We start from the raw sequence: 16,699 nt of genomic DNA, 5'->3' as shown, positions 1-16,699 counted from the left end.
GGAGCAAAATTTGATCGGTCAATATGCTTTGAATCAGTACTTGAGTATAACTTTTTCGGAGGACAAAGGAATCGCGTATTTGCAGTTCTCCAAAAAGGATGAGAATTTTTCCTGCTCATCTACAGAACTGGAAGCCTTCCTGCACAGTCACAATATTCGCTACGGTATCAAGAGTGATGTTGTCGAACGTATTAGTAGTCATCCTGAGGAGTTTTTTTGGAGTAAAGTTCCGATTGCTGCAGGTTATCCTGCTGTGCATGGCACAGATGGACGAGTTATGCTTACAGTTGATCTGGAAGAGGACCGCAAACCGCTTGAGAAAGCGGATGGTAAGGTCGACTACAAGGACTTGGTCCGGCTTCGTAATGTGCTTAAAGGAAAGTTAATAGCTAAAATTATCCCTGCCCAGCCTGGAAAGTTAGGGATGACTGTAACTGGTGATGAGCTTGCTTTCAAGGCTGGAAAGGAAGCTCATTTTAAAATCGGGAAAAATGTACTCATTGATAACGATGGCACTTCGATGTACGCAGCGATTGATGGACTGGTCACGTTAACTGATAACGGGAAAATTAATGTGTTTCCTGTATATGAAGTGAATGGTGATGTCGATTACGGCACTGGAAATATTGATTTTGTAGGTACAGTCGTCATACGTGGGAATGTCCTTTCAGGCTTTACGGTAAAGTCTGCCGGTGATATTCGGGTTGTAGGCGGCGTTGAAGGTGCAGAGTTAATCTCTGGGGGCTCCATTGAAATTACTGGTGGAATTATCGGATATAACAAAGGCCAAGTTACCGCTGGAAAAAGTGTGAAGGTTTCTTTCATTCAAGATGGAAACGTAACCGCTGGGGAAGATGTAATTGTTTCTCAGAGTATTATGCACTCCAATATACGTGCTGGTAGAGATGTTATCTGTAACGGCTCTAAAGGTTTGATAGTGGGTGGAATCGTTCAGTCTGGAGAAAGAGTTGTAGCAAGAACTATAGGTAACACCATGTCCACTGCGACTGTGATTGAGGTAGGCGTGGTTCCAGAGCTTAGAAATGAGATTAACGAACTTCGTCAAGAGCTGCGGCAGCTGCTGGAGAACGAGGATAAAACCTCTAAAGCTTTGTATCTATTAAATCAATTGGCTACTAACGGTCAGCTCCCTGCGGATAAAGTGGCGCTTCGCGTCAAATTAAATGCTACAAAACAATCCCATCAACGTGAAGAAAAAAGAATTAAAGAACGGGTGCTAGAGATAGAAAGAATGTTAGAAGATACAGGTAGAGCGAGAGTTGAGGTTATCAAAACCATTTATGGCGGTTCAAAGATCATGATCGGCAGATATACCCGATTTGTTAAGGATGCTACGGAGCGGGTTGTGTTTATTTACAGTGATGGGGATATATCTTTAACGCCGTACAATTAATCGGGCGGGCAGCATTTGCGGCCGGCCATTACTTGTGAGAGAAGGGTTAAGATGAGCCTAAAACCGGTGGAACTGCAAATTGCTTTGCCTCGCACCACGGAGGCGGGCAAGCTTCAGAATGAATCTCAGCAACGTCCTGCTATCGACCAACATCAATTGGCTGGGCAAAATGTAAAACAAAGTCAGGAATTGGCCATGCGGAGCACTGAAGTGGATGAGTCTTCTGAATCAGCTTTACGGGATGGCGGTGGAAAAGGCAATCAGCATTCAGGTGGCAATTCTTCGTCAGATAAACATTCGAACCCGCCTGCAACCCGTGATGCTGAGCATCCTTACAAAGGCCAACGCATTGATCTAAGTCTTTAATAAGAATCTACACGAATCTACATCTGATATGTAAAAGGAGATAAGGCACTTGCAACCATGGGTTTATATTGTGCTAGTAGGTGTCGCCGCTATTCTTTATGCCCTTTTACTTCCCGCACGTGTAAAGGAAGGAAAAGCTAATCAGCAAAGCCTCAAAGAAACAGAGGCTGCGCTTGAGCTATATATGGCAGACATAGAGCGCGAGAATGAGGAACTGGTACAATTAGTTAGTAGTATTAAACAACAATCGCAAACTAATCATAATGTACTGCAGGGACAGGTTAATGAATTACAGAGTCAAGTGGTAGAGTTGCAGAACAGCTCTTTAAAGCTAGAAGCACGAGTGGCCGAGGAAGAGAAGAGTTTGAAAGAACTTGCAGTGTCGGTTGAACAAGGTTCGAAGGTTAAAGTTGGTGTAAACGAAGATCCGTCTCTCCCAGCAGAGATGAGTTCAGTGTCGCCAGATGTGAAAGCGAAACCTATTAGTTCGATAAAATTACGTTACCCAAGATTGTTTGAACTGCATGAGCAGGGCAAATCGATAGACTCCATTGCCAAGACAGCTGGACTTCAGCGAGGGGAAGTGCAACTGATTCTGCAACTTGCCAAACAGGAGGAATCGGTATGATTAAGAACCGTTCATTCTTGTTCGGGCTAGGCACAGGACTAATTACTGGCGCTTTATTACTTCAACTAATGATCTCCGGTGGAGCGGCTCCACTTACCAAAGAACAAGTTCTACAGGGTGCGGAGAAATTGAATATGAAAGTCATCGATGAAGCTGCAGAACCTTCCTCGGGGGAAGCTGAGAATGATAATAAAGAGGAAGTCACAGAGACCGGGGGGGCGACAGCAGAAAGCAAGGAGAACGTCAGCCCCTCTGCGCCGGCTGCTGCAGCCTCCCCCACGCCGGCAGTGTCACCTACAACGCCTGAGAGCTCTGATAAAGCCATTGCGCCGAACAAGCCATCTACGCCTACTAACGGCAAGGTTGAGCAGCCAAAGGTCACTCCAAAGGCCAGTGCCGCTCCAACCGCTGTAGCTCCTGTAACGCCTAAAGTCACAGCAAATGCTAGTGTTTCTGTTCGAATTCCATCTGGCAGCACATTGACCGCAACAACAGATATTTTAGCGAAGGCTGGCGTCATTAAAGATAAGTCTACTTTTCTAGAGGCTGCAAACAAACGTAAGATTAATACCAAAATTCAATCCGGTTCTTATAGCTTTAATAAGGGAGAAAGTATTGACTCGATAATAGAGAAATTAATAACTTTAAAGTGATCGTTGCATACACTGAGATAATATGGTATAGTAATTGACGGTGTTAAAACACACGCCGGTTGATTTCGACAAGGGGTGCTTTCTTCTGAAGAAAGTCTTGCTGAAAGATGACGCATGGCGGAGGAGACACACAATAAACCAAACTTAGGAGGTGTGTGAAGATGGCAGTAATCTCCATGAAACAGCTTCTAGAAGCTGGGGTACACTTCGGTCACCAGACTCGTCGTTGGAACCCAAAGATGGATCGTTATATCTTCACTGAAAGAAACGGAATTTACATTATTGACTTGCAAAAAACAGTCAAAAAGGTAGAGGAAGCTTACAACTTTGTAAAAAGCGTCGCTGGTGACAACGGCACAATCCTATTCGTAGGAACAAAGAAACAAGCTCAAGATTCCGTAAAAGAAGAAGCAGAACGTTCCGGTATGTTCTTCATTAACCAACGTTGGTTGGGCGGAACTCTTACCAACTTCCAAACTATCCAAAAGCGTATTGATCGCTTGAAGAAATTGGAATCTTGGGAAGAAGACGGTACTTTTGAAGTACTACCTAAGAAAGAAGTTATCCTTCTTCGCAAAGAGAAAGATCGTCTTGAAAAATTCTTGGGCGGTATCAAGAACATGAAAGGTCTTCCAAGCGCGCTGTTCATCATTGACCCGCGTAAAGAGCGTATTGCAGTTGCAGAAGCTCGCAAATTGGGTATTCCAATCGTAGCTATCGTTGATACTAACTGTGATCCAGACGAAATCGACTACGTAATTCCAGGTAACGACGACGCTATCCGCGCTGTTAAATTGTTGACTGGTAAAATGGCAGACGCTGTTGTTGAAGCTCACCAAGGCGAAGACACAACTACTGCTTAAGTAGCGACTAACACATACAAGAACTTAAATGAAAAGGGTGGTTGGCAGGTGGATAACCTCTCACTGCCCTTTTTTTAGGATAAAGGCCTTGAATAATGTAAGAAAACGACAATTACCTGGAGGGAATAAACAATGGCAGTTGATGCAAAAGCAGTAAAAGAACTTCGTGAAAGAACAGGCGCTGGTATGCTTGATTGTAAAAAAGCGCTTGAAGAAGCTAATAACGATATCACTAAAGCAGCAGAATTACTTCGTGAAAAAGGTCTGTCTGCAGCAGCGAACAAAGCAGGACGTATTGCTACTGAAGGCGTTGTAGAATCTTACATCCACGCTGGCGGCCGTATTGGTGTACTTGTAGAAATCAACTGCGAAACTGACTTTGTTGGTAAAACAGATTCCTTCAAGGAATTTGCTCGCGATATCGCTATGCAAATCGCTGCAGCAAACCCGCGTTATGTTCGTCGTGAAGAAGTTCCACAAGAAGATGTTGAAAAAGAAAAAGAAATCCTGAAAGCTCAAGCTTTGAACGAAGGTAAGCCTGAGAAAATCATTGAAAAAATGGTTGAAGGACGTATTGGTAAATATTACGAAGAATATTGCTTGCTTGAGCAAACTTTCGTTAAAGACCCTGACAAAACAATCTCCCAATTGTTGAATGAAAAAATCAGCACCATCGGAGAAAACATCTCGATCCGTCGTTTTGCTCGTTTTGAACTTGGCGAAGGTTTGGAAAAGAAAGTGGATAACTTTGTTGAAGAAGTTATGGCACAAGTTAATCAATAATAGTTTCATCATAAATGTGAAGAATTGAATAGAGGCAAGCATCAGAAGAGCGGAACACGTACACGTAGTGTTCCGTCTTTTGCAGAAAGTGAGGGTATACATTTGGAACAGCCGGTATTTAAGAGAGTAGTCCTTAAGGTAAGTGGAGAGTCTTTGGCAGGACAAAACGGATATGGTATTGATGCCGACATGATTATTTCCATCGCTGAACAGATCAAGGAAGTTGTAGAACTTGGCGTTCAGGTTGCGATTGTTTGTGGCGGGGGGAACATTTGGCGCGGGATCGCGGGCAGCGCAAGCGGCATAGATCGCGCTACTGCAGATTATATGGGCATGCTGGCAACAGTAATGAACTCACTTGCACTGCAGGATGCATTGGAGCAAATCGATGTGCCAACAAGAGTACAGACTTCGATCTCGATGCAGCAAATTGCTGAACCATACATTCGTCGTCGTGCGATTCGCCACTTGGAGAAGGGCCGTGTTGTTATTTTTGCAGCAGGCACAGGTAACCCATTCTTCTCAACAGATACTACTGCAGCACTTAGAGCGGCAGAGATCGAAGCAGAAGTTATTCTGATGGCGAAAAATAAGGTTGATGGAGTATATTCTGCTGATCCGTTCAAAGATAGTACCGCTGAGAAATTCGAACAGCTTACTTATATGGATGTTCTGAACAAAAACCTCGGTGTTATGGATTCAACAGCTTCATCTTTATGCATGGATAACAATATACCGCTCATTGTATTTGCCATTACAGAACAAGGCAATATCAAACGTGTCGTTCTCGGTGAGAAGATCGGAACGATTGTTAAAGGGAGTGTAGATTAATGCCACAATCGGTCAAAAAAAATGCTGAAGAGCGTATGGAAAAAGCGATTTCATCGCTGAAACGGGACTTGGCAACATTACGTGCAGGACGTGCAACAACATCACTTCTCGATCGTATTCAAGTTGAATATTACGGGGCACCTACTCCAATTAATCAGCTGGCCAACATTAGCACTCCGGATTCCCGGACACTGTTGATTCAGCCGTGGGACAAAACATCGATGTCTGATATTGAACGGGCGATCATGAAATCCGATATCGGATTGACACCTGCCAATGACGGCACCATTATTCGTCTTTCTATCCCTCCGCTGACTGAAGAGCGTCGGACGGACTTGGTTAAGCTGACTAAGAAATTTGGTGAAGAAGCGAAAGTTGCGATCCGCAACATTCGCCGTGATGCCAACGATGATATTAAAAAGATGGAGAAAAACGGTATCTCTGAAGATGAGTCCCGTGGCCATCAGGAAGACATTCAAAAAACAACGGATAAGTTCATAGCCGAAGTTGACAAAGTGCTTGTTTCCAAAGAAAAAGAGATTATGGAAGTTTAATGATATTCAAGAGACTTAAGGCCCCTCCGTTAATGGTGGGGTTTGTCTCTTTCTGATAAGAGCTTGGAGGAAACGGAAATGATCAAACGGATTCAAGCGTGGCTGAGCCGTAAAGACAGGCAACAGTCAGTCGAGATTTCACCGGATAACATTCCCCGGCATGTGGCTGTGATAATGGATGGTAATGGACGCTGGGCTAAACGGCGCGGCTTACCGCGCGTTATGGGTCATCAGAACGGCATGAAGGCTGTCAAACGTGCTACGATCGCTGCAGACGAATTAGGTATTAAATACTTAACGATGTATGCGTTCTCGACAGAAAACTGGATACGCCCGAAAGAAGAAGTCGATTACTTGATGCGTTTGCCTGGGGAGTTTCTGGCGATTGAGCTTGATGAGCTAATCGAGAAGAATGTTCAAGTACGCATGATGGGTGACGCTGACGCTTTACCTTCATATACCCGTAAGGCTATGGAAGAGGCGGTAGCTCGAACAAAAGAGAATACTGGATTGATCTTAAATTTTGCTCTTAACTATGGTGGACGCAATGAAATAGAAGGCTGTATGCGCAGCTTAGGGAAAGATATCCAAGCTGGTATATTGTCGCCAGAAGAAATTACATCAGAGTTGATTAACAACAGACTATTAACTGCTGGTTTACCCGATCCTGATTTGCTGATACGTACAAGCGGAGAAATTCGGCTTAGCAATTTTATGTTATGGCAGGTTGCCTATAGTGAACTGTGGTTTACTGATGTGTACTGGCCTGAGTTCGACAAAGAGCATTTGCATCAGGCCGTTGCTGAATATCAACGACGAACACGCCGTTATGGTGGACTGAAGTAGCTTGTTAGGAGATGGAACCTTTGAAGCAGCGATTGATTACCGGAATTGTTGCCGGAGTATTATTTTTAGGGTTATGTGTACTGGGAAACTGGCCGTATCAGGTTCTGCTTATTGCTATGGCTCTTATAGGTTTTTATGAATTTGTCAAAATGATAGGTATTCCTACGCTTTCCGGTACTACTGTTCTGGGTTACGCAGCTATTCTAAGCTTCATGATCCCATGGAATTTGCTTGGTGTTAATGAGCCGTTGTCCTGGGAGCAAGGGATTTGGATTCTGCTGTTATTGTTCCTTCTGGTCACCGTTTTTACTAAAAATAAATTAGATATTCGAGTAACAGCCTTGCTGTTTACTGGTATTGTATACATTGGAATGGGCTTCTCTTATATGGCCGTGGCTCGTGCATCGGATGACGGACATGGTTTGTTCTGGACTTTTTTGCTCCTGTTCTGCATTTGGGGCAGTGATGCGGGGGCATATTTTGTAGGCAGAAGCTTTGGCAAGAACAAGCTCTGGCCGGCCATCAGTCCTAACAAAACGGTGGAAGGTGCTGTTGGCGGGGTACTGATCTCGATGCTTATTTCTATCGTGTTTGCGCTGCTTGCTCCTGAACACTTGACGATAGGACGAGCATTGCTTATTGGGCTTTCTTGTGCGATATTAGGACAGCTTGGAGATCTTGTGCAGTCAGCTTATAAACGTGCGTATGGCATTAAAGACTCAGGTACACTTTTGCCAGGGCATGGCGGTATTCTTGATCGATGTGACAGCTGGATTATCGTATTTCCATTCGTACATATTGTAATGCTTATGCCTTACTATTAAACGAAGGGAGAGAGAGTATAACTATGAAAAAAATAAGTGTTCTAGGTTCGACGGGTTCGATCGGCACTCAGACTCTAGATGTCATCGCAATGCACCCAGACTCTTTTGAAGTAGATGGCTTGGCGGCCGGAACAAATACAACATTATTACTGGAGCAAGTTCGTCGTTTTAACCCGCGTAGAGTCTCTGTGGCAACGAAAGAGCTGGCAGATGAGATTAGATCCAGCCTACCTTCTGGTATAGAGCTTTACAGCGGGAATGAAGGGCTTGTTGAAGTGGCGGCTGGCGGCGAAGCCGAAATGGTCGTAACGGCTGTTATGGGAAGCGTAGGGCTTCAATCAACACTAGCGGCAATTGAAGCTGGCAAACATATTGGACTCGCCAATAAAGAGACATTAGTAACGGCCGGACATTTGGTCACTGATCTTGCTAATCGTAAGGGAGTTAAGCTGTTGCCGATTGATAGTGAGCATTCAGCTATTTATCAATGTCTCAATGGCGAGAACATCTCAGATATTGCCTACATTACTTTAACAGCATCCGGCGGCTCATTCCGCGACTTCACGCGTGATCAGCTTAAGGATGTGACGGTAGAAGATGCGCTTCGTCATCCGAATTGGAGCATGGGCGCGAAAATAACGATAGATTCTGCTACAATGGTGAACAAGGGCCTAGAGGTTATTGAAGCGCATTGGTTATTCGGTCTTCCGTATGAACAAGTGAATGTGCTGCTGCACCCGGAGAGCATCATTCACTCATATGTTGAATTCCGTGACAGCAGTATTATTGCCCAGCTTGGCAATCCCGATATGCGTGTCCCGATTCAATATGCACTTACTTATCCAGCTCGTTGGGAATCTCCGGCTCAGCGGTTGTCGTTAGCTGAGATAGGACGTTTGACCTTCCGTGAAATGGACTTTGAACGTTACCCTGCACTGAAGCTAGCGATAGATTGTGGAAAAGCTGGTGGAACGGCGACTACAGCTTTTAATGCTGCGAACGAAATAGCTGTTGCTCGATTCTTGAGTCATGAGATCTCGTTCCTGCGTATTGAGGAGATAATCGGAGAAGTGCTAGATCGTCATAATAACGAGCATAATCCGAATCTGGAACAAATTGAATCCTGTGATAGACGTGTTCGAGAACTGGCAGCTACGCTGTAGAACGTTGAAAGATCTCCTTTTAGAAATATAAGAAAGTATAAGTTTCACTTTATACAGTATCCTTATATTTCTCGCGTAAACGCGTACCGACTCCTTAAGGGACACCGATGGTGTTATTGCTTGACTGGAAATACTTACTTTGCCCTAAAAATAGGTTGGGACAGTTGATTCTCTTGTGCCTGATCGGAGAATAATGATAAATTAAGAGGACATACTTCGGTCTTACACCTAAAGGGGGATGATACGTTTGGAAATGGTTCAGGTCGTTTTTTTAACGGTGCTCATGTTTTTTGTACTTGTGACTGTACACGAATGGGGTCACTATTATTTTGCCAAACGCGCCGGTATTCTCGTGAGGGAATTTGCTATCGGTTTCGGTCCGAAACTGTTTTCTTATAAACGGAATGAGACTCAGTTCACTCTTCGCTTACTGCCTTTTGGCGGTTATGCCCGTATGGCTGGTGAAGATCCTGAGATTGTCGAGATTGGTTCTGGACAGACCATTGCGGTAAGGCTCGGACAAGACAATAAAGTTAAAAACATTTATCTGGATGCACTAGACACCCGTAGAAATGTTATCCGTGGTGAGGCGCTGAATACCGATCTCGAGGATAAATTGCAGATTACCTTAGATGTGGACGGAGAAGTTACTACTTATGATGTTCATCCGCAAGCGATGATGATTAAAGGAACGCAACAGACACAAATTGCACCTAAAGATCGTCAATTCGGCAGCAAGACCGTGGGTCAGCGTGCGTTGGCTATTGTTGCGGGTCCTGTGATGAACTTTCTGTTAGCCTTTGTACTCTTCGCCATCCATTTGCAAATGGTCGGTATTCAAGTTGAAAATCCTACTTTTGTTAAGATTGGCGACGTCTCCGAAGGAATGCCTGCGCAAGAAGCAGGACTCCAAAAGGGCGACATCATTGTCTCCATCAATGGTGAGAAGATCGGTGCTGATTACCAAAAAATGATTAGCTTGACCTCGGAGTCCAAAGGGAAAGAAATGAACTGGACGCTGCAGCGGGGAGAGGAAACCCTTAACGTTACGCTAGTTCCTCGTAGTATGGAAGGGCAAGAAGGCGGTAAAATAGGCATCACTCCTGAGCTGCCTACTCGTAAAGCTGGTTTTGGCGAGACGATAACAGGTTCAGGAAAAGCTATGGTCGATACGACAGAAGCTATCTTTTTGGGCTTTAAACAATTGATCAATAAATTCAATATGGATGATATTGGAGGTCCGGTTCGTACGTTTGAAGTAACCGGTCAAATTGCTCAACAAGGTATTCAGTATCTTACATACTGGGCCGCTATTTTGAGTCTATATCTGGGGATATTTAACCTCTTGCCGATTCCGGCACTCGATGGAAGCCGTCTGGCATTCCTAGGTGTAGAGGCACTGCGTGGCAAACCTGTGGATCCGGGTCATGAAGGCATGGTTCACTTTGTAGGTTTTGCACTGCTATTTTTATTAATGATTGCTGTTACGTATAATGATATTTTACGTTTGATCAGCGGCTAATTTTCTTCGGGAGGCATTCCATTACATGGCAAAAGATAAACAATTCGTTACGGAAATCACGCCGCAAAGCGAGGATTTCTCACGCTGGTATATTGATGTTATTAAAAAAGGAGACTTGATGGATTACTCTCCTGTTCGTGGCTGTATTGTATTTAAGCCAGAAGGCTATGAAATATGGGAGCATATTCAGGAGGAAATGAACCGTCGACTCAAGGAAACTGGGCATCGAAACGCTTATTTTCCAGTGTTCATTCCAGAGAGTTTCTTTCAGAAGGAAAAGGATCACATTGAAGGCTTTAATCCAGAGCTGCCATGGGTAACAGAAGCGGGTGGTGACGTACTTGAGGAACGTCTCGCAGTTCGTCCTACTTCAGAGACCATGTTCGGCCACATGTACTCCAAATGGATTCAATCTTATCGTGATCTTCCTGTACTTATCAATCAATGGGCGAACGTGGTTCGTTGGGAGAAACGTACATTGCCATTTATCCGCACTACTGAGTTTCTTTGGCAAGAAGGGCATACCGCGCATGAGAATGAAGCGGAAGCTCGTGAAGAAACTATGCGGATGCTGGATAACTACCGTGATTTTGTCGAGACCTATCTTGCCATTCCGGTTATTACCGGACAAAAGACACCTTCCGAGCGTTTTGCCGGTGCGGTAGATACGTATTCTATTGAAGCGATGATGAAGGATGGACGCGCTGTTCAGGCTGCTACTTCACATTACCTTGGCACCAAGTTTGCCACAGCTTTTGAGATTCAATATTTAAGCCGTGACAATAATTTGGAGTATGTACACACTACTTCATGGGGCTCAACCACTCGCTTGATTGGCTCCTTGATTATGGTACATGGAGATGACCGCGGTCTTGTTCTGCCGCCTAAGGTAGCTCCAACGCAAGTTATTATGATTCCTATCGGACCTCCTAAGACCCGCGAAGCTGTGATTGGGCGGACGGACGAGCTGTTTAAGGAATTGAAGAATGCTGGCGTTCGTGTACGTGTAGATGATCGTTCAGATGTTACCCCAGGCTGGAAGTTTAATGAATATGAAATGCGTGGAGTGCCAGTACGTTTGGAGCTTGGACCACGCGATATGGAGAATGGCGTCTGCGTTCTCGTCTCACGTGTCACCGGTGAGAAGAAGGTTATTCAACAGGAAAACCTCGTAGAAGAGGTTCAAACAATGCTTGAACAGGTTCACAATGAAATGTTCGAACGTGCGCTGAAATTCCGTGAGGACCATTTCTATTCTGTGGATTCCTTGGAGGAAATGAAAGCTTCGATGGACGAAAAACGTGGATTTGCTCTAGCTGGATGGTGTGGTTCCGAAGAATGCGAGTCCAAAGTTAAGGAAGAGACAGGTGCGGGTAGCCGCAATATTCCTTTTGATCCAGCGGAGACTAAGCAAGTCTGCATTTGCTGTGGCCAACCAGCCAAGCATACTGTGGTTTTTGCAAAGGCGTATTAATCATTAGGCACCGATCAACAGTCTTGTAGTATTTTAATTTAGCTTCTGGCGAGAGGAGTCGGCGGGCCGTAAGAACCCAATGCTTTTTGAAACCAGAAGCTTTTTAAAATATAAGAATTTATAGGTTTTCGCTATAAATTCTTATATTTTTACGAGAAACAGTTGTCGTCTTTAAAAGTCGACTACATCGTTTCTTCTTATCATATTGTACTTTCACTGTATATCATGGATAGTTTTAACTGGGTTATTAAAGGTGGGAGGAAAGCATGGAACAAAACCAGGAGAGAAGAAAAAGGTTCGAGCTCTTGATGAAGCAGGGTGAAATTCCACCTGCAATCATGGACCCCTACTTTTTGGATGGGTATATAGAACGTGTTGAGATCAGTCGTGGCAACCGGGACTGGCAAATCGTTATAGCGAAAGATAGTCTGGTTCCAGCACAGGTATATCGGACATTTTGCCTTAGAATGCGTGAGAAGCTACAGCATATAGCTAAAGTAAGCTTTTTGTTCATCTATGATGAGAAGGTTAGCAGAGCGGAGCTTGTCCAGGAATATTGGGGACTGTTTCTGGAGTGGGTACATCGGGAGATTCCATCGGTAAACGGCTGGCTGACCCGCTCCTCACAGGAGCTTAAAGAGGATACTTTAATGTTAACGATGAGTGATTCCACTTCGATGGAGTTAGCTCGCAAAAAAAGCATCGATGGAGCAATTATTAAATTTTATGATAAGTATTTCGGTCTCTCCTTAAAGGTTAAATTACTAATGGCGGAGAACGAAAATAATAATGTTGAAGCATTCGAAGAATTTCAGCAAAAGCTTCAGCAAGAACAACGCGAGATCGTTGAGCAGATGATGACTGCTGTGGAAACAGAAGCTCCTGCTGATGATAGCGATCCTAATGAAGTAATTAAGCTTCAAGTGGGGTATGAAATTAAGGAACAGGCCGTGCCGATTCTTGAAATTCAAGATGAAGAGAAGAAAATTACAATTCAGGGTACCATTTTTGGTCTGGATCGTAAGGAGCTTCGCAATGGCAGTACCTTGTTCACTTTCAGTCTGACCGATTTTACGGATTCTCTACAAATGAAGATGTTCGCGAAGACTAAAGATGATCTGAAGGTTATGAGTCAGCTAGCTAATGGCAAATGGGTAAGAGCACGCGGGAAAGTAGAATATGACCGTTTTATGCAGATTCCTGAGCTCGTGATGATCCCTTCGGATTTAACGGAAGTTAAGGCACCGCCTGCGCGTAAAGATACAGCTCCTAAGAAACGGGTGGAATTCCACCTTCACACTACGATGAGTACGATGGATGCGGTCACTCCGATCACTACCTATGTCAAAACAGCTGCCCAGTGGGGGCATCCTGCGATTGCGATTTCTGATCATGGCGGCGTTCAGGCTTTTCCTGATGCAAACCATGCAGCTCATAAGCATAAGATAAAAATGATTTATGGCGTGGAAGCTAATGTTGTAAATGACTCTGTGAATATTGTTGAGAACGCTCAGCCTTTGGACTTGAAGACAGCTACCTATGTAGTGTTTGATATAGAAACCACGGGTTTATCGATTACCCGCAATAATATTACGGAGCTGGCGGCCATTAAAATGTGCGAAGGCAAAGAAGTAGACCGTTATTCTACTTTTGTTAATCCGCATGAGAAAATCCCTTATCATATTCAGCAATTGACCAATATTACGGATGAAATGGTTAAGGATGCTCCTGATCTTGAACCAGTGCTGCGTAAGTTTGTTGAATTTGTGGGTGACAGTATCCTTGTAGCTCATAACGCCAGATTTGATATGGGTTTTATTCAGGCCTCGTTACGTAAAATAGGTGAACCTGTGCTTCCGAATCCATCTCTTGATACGCTTGAGCTCGCGCGGTTACTATATCCAAGCATGAAGAATCACAGGCTGAACACATTAGCCGATAAATATAAAGTTCTTCTGGAAAGCCATCACCGTGCGATTGATGATACCATAGCACTCGGCGGTATATTAACAGGATTGCTCGCAGATGCTGAAAAGATGAAGGGCATGACCCGCCTTGATCGACTAAACGATTATGTGGGTAATGATCTTTCGAACACACGACCGTTCCACTGTAATATTTATGCACTAAATCAAATAGGGAAAAAGAATCTCTATAAGCTCATTTCCATGTCACATACGGAATATTTCAAACGTGTACCTTGTATTCCAAAATCCAAGCTGGAAGAGCATAGAGATGGACTGCTAGTGATTTCCGGTTGTGAACGTGGAGAGTTTTTTGAAGCAGTACTCAACAAAACGACTGAGGAAGCCATGGAGGTTGCTCATTTTTATGATGTGCTGGAGATTCAGCCATTGACCATGTACATGCACTTGGTGGACAAGGGCTTTGTAGCAGGCCCTGATGAGCTTCGCGATGTAGTCCGGAAGGTTTGCGAAATAGGGGAACAGTTGAATAAACCTGTTATCGCAACGGGGAATGTACATTATCTTGAACCCCGGGACAAGCTGTATCGTGATATTACGATTAATGGGATTACGGGCTTTAGTCCGCTTAAAGACCAACGCAAACCGGATGCACACTTCCGCACAACAGATGAAATGCTGTCTGAATTCGAATTTCTTGGTGCTGAAAAAGCGATGGAAGTCGTTGTCACAAATACAGTTGAGCTGGCGGAGCGTTTTGAAGAACTGGAGCTATTTCCAGATAAGCTATTTACACCAATTATTGACGGGGCGGACGAAGAAATTCGCGAGACCTGCTACAATACTGCCAAATCCATTTACGGTGAAGAGCTGCCTGAGGTAGTTATTGCCCGTTTGGAGAAAGAGCTTGCACCGATTATTAAATACGGGTTCTCTGCCAACTATTTGATTTCTGAACGTCTCGTTAAAAAGTCAAATCAGGATGGGTATCTCGTAGGCTCGCGGGGTTCCGTAGGTTCATCTGTAGTAGCTACATTTCTAGGAATTTCAGAAGTTAATCCTTTGCCTGCGCATTATATTTGCCTAAACCCCGAGTGTCGCCATAATGAATGGTTCCTGGACGGTAGTGTGCGGAGCGGATTCGATTTACCAGATAAAGTCTGCCCGGATTGCGGTCTGAAGCTCAAAGGTGAAGGCCAGGATATTCCGTTCGAGACCTTCCTTGGATTTAAGGGGGATAAAGTCCCCGATATCGACTTGAATTTCTCAGGGGAATATCAACCGAATGCACATAACTTTACCAAAGAAATGTTTGGTGAGAAAAATGTATTCCGTGCCGGAACGATTGGTACCGTAGCTGAGAAGACAGCCTTCGGATTTGCAAAAAAATACGAAGAACTTCACCAGAAACGTTGGCGTGGAGCTGAAGTTGGCCGTCTGGCGGCTGGCTGTACAGGCGTTAAACGTAGTACGGGACAGCATCCGGGTGGTATAGTCGTTGTTCCAGACTATATGGAGGTAGAAGATATTACGCCAGTACAATTCCCGGCGGATGATGTCAATGCTGAATGGAAGACCACACACTTTGATTATCACGCTTTTGACGCGAATTTGCTGAAGCTTGATATTCTGGGTCATGATGATCCGACGATGATGCGGATGCTTCAGGATTTGACAGGTGTTGATCCAACTTCTATCCCGATGAATGATCCGAAAGTAATGAGCATGTTTAACTCTACAGATGCACTTGGAGTAAGACCTGACGAAATCAGATCACCGGTTGCGACCTATGGTGTGCCCGAAATGGGTACCAAGTTCGTACGTCAAATGCTTATTGAGTCGAAGCCGTCCAGCTTTGCTGACTTACTGCAAATATCAGGTTTGTCTCATGGTACTGGTGTTTGGCTTGGTAACGCTCAAGAGCTTATAAAGAATAACACTTGTAACATTAAGACCGTTATCGGTTGTCGTGATGACATCATGCTCTTCTTAATTTATAAAGCGGGAATGGATGCGAGCTTGGCCTTTAAAATTACCGAGAGTGTTCGTAAAGGTAAAGGTTTGTCTGACGAATGGATCGAGGAAATGAAAAAGTGCAAGGTCCCACAATGGTATATTGATTCTTGTCTAAAGATTCAATACATGTTCCCGAAGGCGCATGCAGCTGCATACGTAATTTCTGCAGTACGTACCGCCTACTTCAAGCTGTATCATCCTATTGAATATTATGCGACTTATTTCTCTGTACGTGCAGCAGATTTTGATATTGAATTGTGCTGTAAGGGGTATGAAGCCATCAGCCGTCAGATCGTAGAAATTGAGCAAAAAGGATTTCAAGCTTTGCCTAAGGAAAAGGCTATGTTGCCTGTCCTTGAGATGGCTTTGGAGATGACGGCACGTGGGTTTACATTCAAAAACATTGATCTTTACCGCTCAGAAGCGAATAAGTTTATTGTTGATGACAAGAGTTTGATTCCTCCGTTTTCTGCTTTAGCGGGAATTGGTGAGAATGCTGCTATCAACATAGCTGCTGCGAAAGATGCTGGCGAGTTCCTGTCTATTGAAGATTTCCAGCAGAAATCAAAGGCAAGTAAGACGGTTATAGAGCTGCTGACCGGCATGGGCTGCTTCCGCGGCTTACCGGAAAGCAATCAACTTTCCCTATTTTAAAGGCTTTAACAACACTTATTTCATGGCTAGAAAAGAGTGCTCCAAAGGGGGAGTCAAGGGCTAGCACTTGTCAGTCCAGTTTCCCTATGGTATAATTTCTTTGGTAATAATGAGATAAGTCCGTTGTGTAAAGAGTGGGGAAACCCACTCTTTATCTTTGGTATATAGCAAAAGACAAGTTCG

General features: G+C 44.2%; 14 protein-coding genes. All 14 read left to right on the top strand.

The window, feature by feature from the left end:
- Window positions 1–10: 10 nt before the first annotated feature.
- Complete coding sequence (locus tag MHI15_RS01680; RefSeq protein ID WP_036688497.1) at window positions 11–1,414, top strand: DUF342 domain-containing protein; 1,404 nt, start codon at window positions 11–13, stop codon at window positions 1,412–1,414.
- Between the two features lie 51 nt (window positions 1,415–1,465).
- Window positions 1,466–1,780 carry a hypothetical protein gene (locus tag MHI15_RS01675; RefSeq protein ID WP_076127826.1) on the top strand — a complete coding sequence of 105 codons (315 nt, stop codon included), beginning with the start codon at window positions 1,466–1,468 and terminating at the stop codon, window positions 1,778–1,780.
- Between the two features lie 49 nt (window positions 1,781–1,829).
- Window positions 1,830–2,408: a hypothetical protein gene (locus MHI15_RS01670; protein ID WP_076279614.1), complete on the top strand. Its 579-nt coding sequence runs from the start codon at window positions 1,830–1,832 to the stop codon at window positions 2,406–2,408.
- Window positions 2,405–3,061, top strand: a complete 657-nt coding sequence (locus MHI15_RS01665) for an endolytic transglycosylase MltG (RefSeq protein ID WP_076182641.1) — start codon at window positions 2,405–2,407, stop codon at window positions 3,059–3,061. The genes MHI15_RS01670 and MHI15_RS01665 overlap by 4 nt, the downstream gene beginning before the upstream one ends.
- A 161-nt stretch (window positions 3,062–3,222) precedes the next feature.
- Window positions 3,223–3,924, top strand: a complete 702-nt coding sequence (gene rpsB, locus MHI15_RS01660) for a 30S ribosomal protein S2 (protein ID WP_036688493.1) — start codon at window positions 3,223–3,225, stop codon at window positions 3,922–3,924.
- Window positions 3,925–4,056: 132 nt separating this feature from the next.
- The gene (tsf, locus tag MHI15_RS01655; protein ID WP_036688492.1) at window positions 4,057–4,707 is read left to right on the top strand and encodes a translation elongation factor Ts; all 651 of its coding nucleotides are present in this window, start codon (window positions 4,057–4,059) and stop codon (window positions 4,705–4,707) included.
- 102 nt (window positions 4,708–4,809) lie between these two features.
- Window positions 4,810–5,538, top strand: a complete 729-nt coding sequence (gene pyrH, locus MHI15_RS01650; protein WP_036688491.1) for a UMP kinase — start codon at window positions 4,810–4,812, stop codon at window positions 5,536–5,538.
- Window positions 5,538–6,092 carry a ribosome recycling factor gene (gene frr / locus MHI15_RS01645; protein ID WP_076127832.1) on the top strand — a complete coding sequence of 185 codons (555 nt, stop codon included), beginning with the start codon at window positions 5,538–5,540 and terminating at the stop codon, window positions 6,090–6,092. The genes pyrH and frr overlap by 1 nt, the downstream gene beginning before the upstream one ends.
- A 78-nt stretch (window positions 6,093–6,170) precedes the next feature.
- Window positions 6,171–6,938, top strand: a complete 768-nt coding sequence (locus MHI15_RS01640) for an isoprenyl transferase (RefSeq protein WP_076127834.1) — start codon at window positions 6,171–6,173, stop codon at window positions 6,936–6,938.
- Window positions 6,939–6,958: 20 nt separating this feature from the next.
- Complete coding sequence (locus MHI15_RS01635; RefSeq protein WP_076127836.1) at window positions 6,959–7,762, top strand: phosphatidate cytidylyltransferase; 804 nt, start codon at window positions 6,959–6,961, stop codon at window positions 7,760–7,762.
- Window positions 7,763–7,785: 23 nt separating this feature from the next.
- Window positions 7,786–8,925: a 1-deoxy-D-xylulose-5-phosphate reductoisomerase gene (locus MHI15_RS01630; RefSeq protein WP_341164066.1), complete on the top strand. Its 1,140-nt coding sequence runs from the start codon at window positions 7,786–7,788 to the stop codon at window positions 8,923–8,925.
- Between the two features lie 247 nt (window positions 8,926–9,172).
- A complete protein-coding gene (gene rseP, locus MHI15_RS01625) occupies window positions 9,173–10,447 on the top strand; it encodes an RIP metalloprotease RseP (RefSeq protein ID WP_076127839.1) in 1,275 nt (424 codons plus the stop codon).
- 25 nt (window positions 10,448–10,472) lie between these two features.
- Window positions 10,473–11,921, top strand: coding sequence for a proline--tRNA ligase (gene proS, locus MHI15_RS01620; protein WP_036688477.1), 1,449 nt, complete (start codon window positions 10,473–10,475; stop codon window positions 11,919–11,921).
- Between the two features lie 266 nt (window positions 11,922–12,187).
- The gene (locus tag MHI15_RS01615; protein WP_341164065.1) at window positions 12,188–16,516 is read left to right on the top strand and encodes a PolC-type DNA polymerase III; all 4,329 of its coding nucleotides are present in this window, start codon (window positions 12,188–12,190) and stop codon (window positions 16,514–16,516) included.
- Window positions 16,517–16,699: the final 183 nt, after the last annotated feature.

This window comes from Paenibacillus sp. FSL H7-0918 (genome assembly GCF_038007025.1).
GTDB lineage: Bacteria > Bacillota > Bacilli > Paenibacillales > Paenibacillaceae > Paenibacillus_AQ > Paenibacillus_AQ odorifer.
The sequence above is the reverse complement of the archived record's forward strand: the minus strand, read 5'-3'. Positions and strand labels throughout refer to the sequence as shown.

Excerpts from the sequence above, each read along its gene's own strand:
- MHI15_RS01615 (WP_341164065.1), top strand. The coding sequence starts at position 12,188 with ATGGAACAAAACCAGGAGAGAAGAAAAAGGTTCGAGCTCTTGATGAAG.
- MHI15_RS01630 (WP_341164066.1), top strand. The coding sequence starts at position 7,786 with ATGAAAAAAATAAGTGTTCTAGGTTCGACGGGTTCGATCGGCACTCAG.
- tsf (WP_036688492.1), top strand. The coding sequence starts at position 4,057 with ATGGCAGTTGATGCAAAAGCAGTAAAAGAACTTCGTGAAAGAACAGGC.
- MHI15_RS01665 (WP_076182641.1), top strand. The coding sequence starts at position 2,405 with ATGATTAAGAACCGTTCATTCTTGTTCGGGCTAGGCACAGGACTAATT.
- MHI15_RS01675 (WP_076127826.1), top strand. The coding sequence starts at position 1,466 with ATGAGCCTAAAACCGGTGGAACTGCAAATTGCTTTGCCTCGCACCACG.
- MHI15_RS01640 (WP_076127834.1), top strand. The coding sequence starts at position 6,171 with ATGATCAAACGGATTCAAGCGTGGCTGAGCCGTAAAGACAGGCAACAG.
- proS (WP_036688477.1), top strand. The coding sequence starts at position 10,473 with ATGGCAAAAGATAAACAATTCGTTACGGAAATCACGCCGCAAAGCGAG.
- rpsB (WP_036688493.1), top strand. The coding sequence starts at position 3,223 with ATGGCAGTAATCTCCATGAAACAGCTTCTAGAAGCTGGGGTACACTTC.
- frr (WP_076127832.1), top strand. The coding sequence starts at position 5,538 with ATGCCACAATCGGTCAAAAAAAATGCTGAAGAGCGTATGGAAAAAGCG.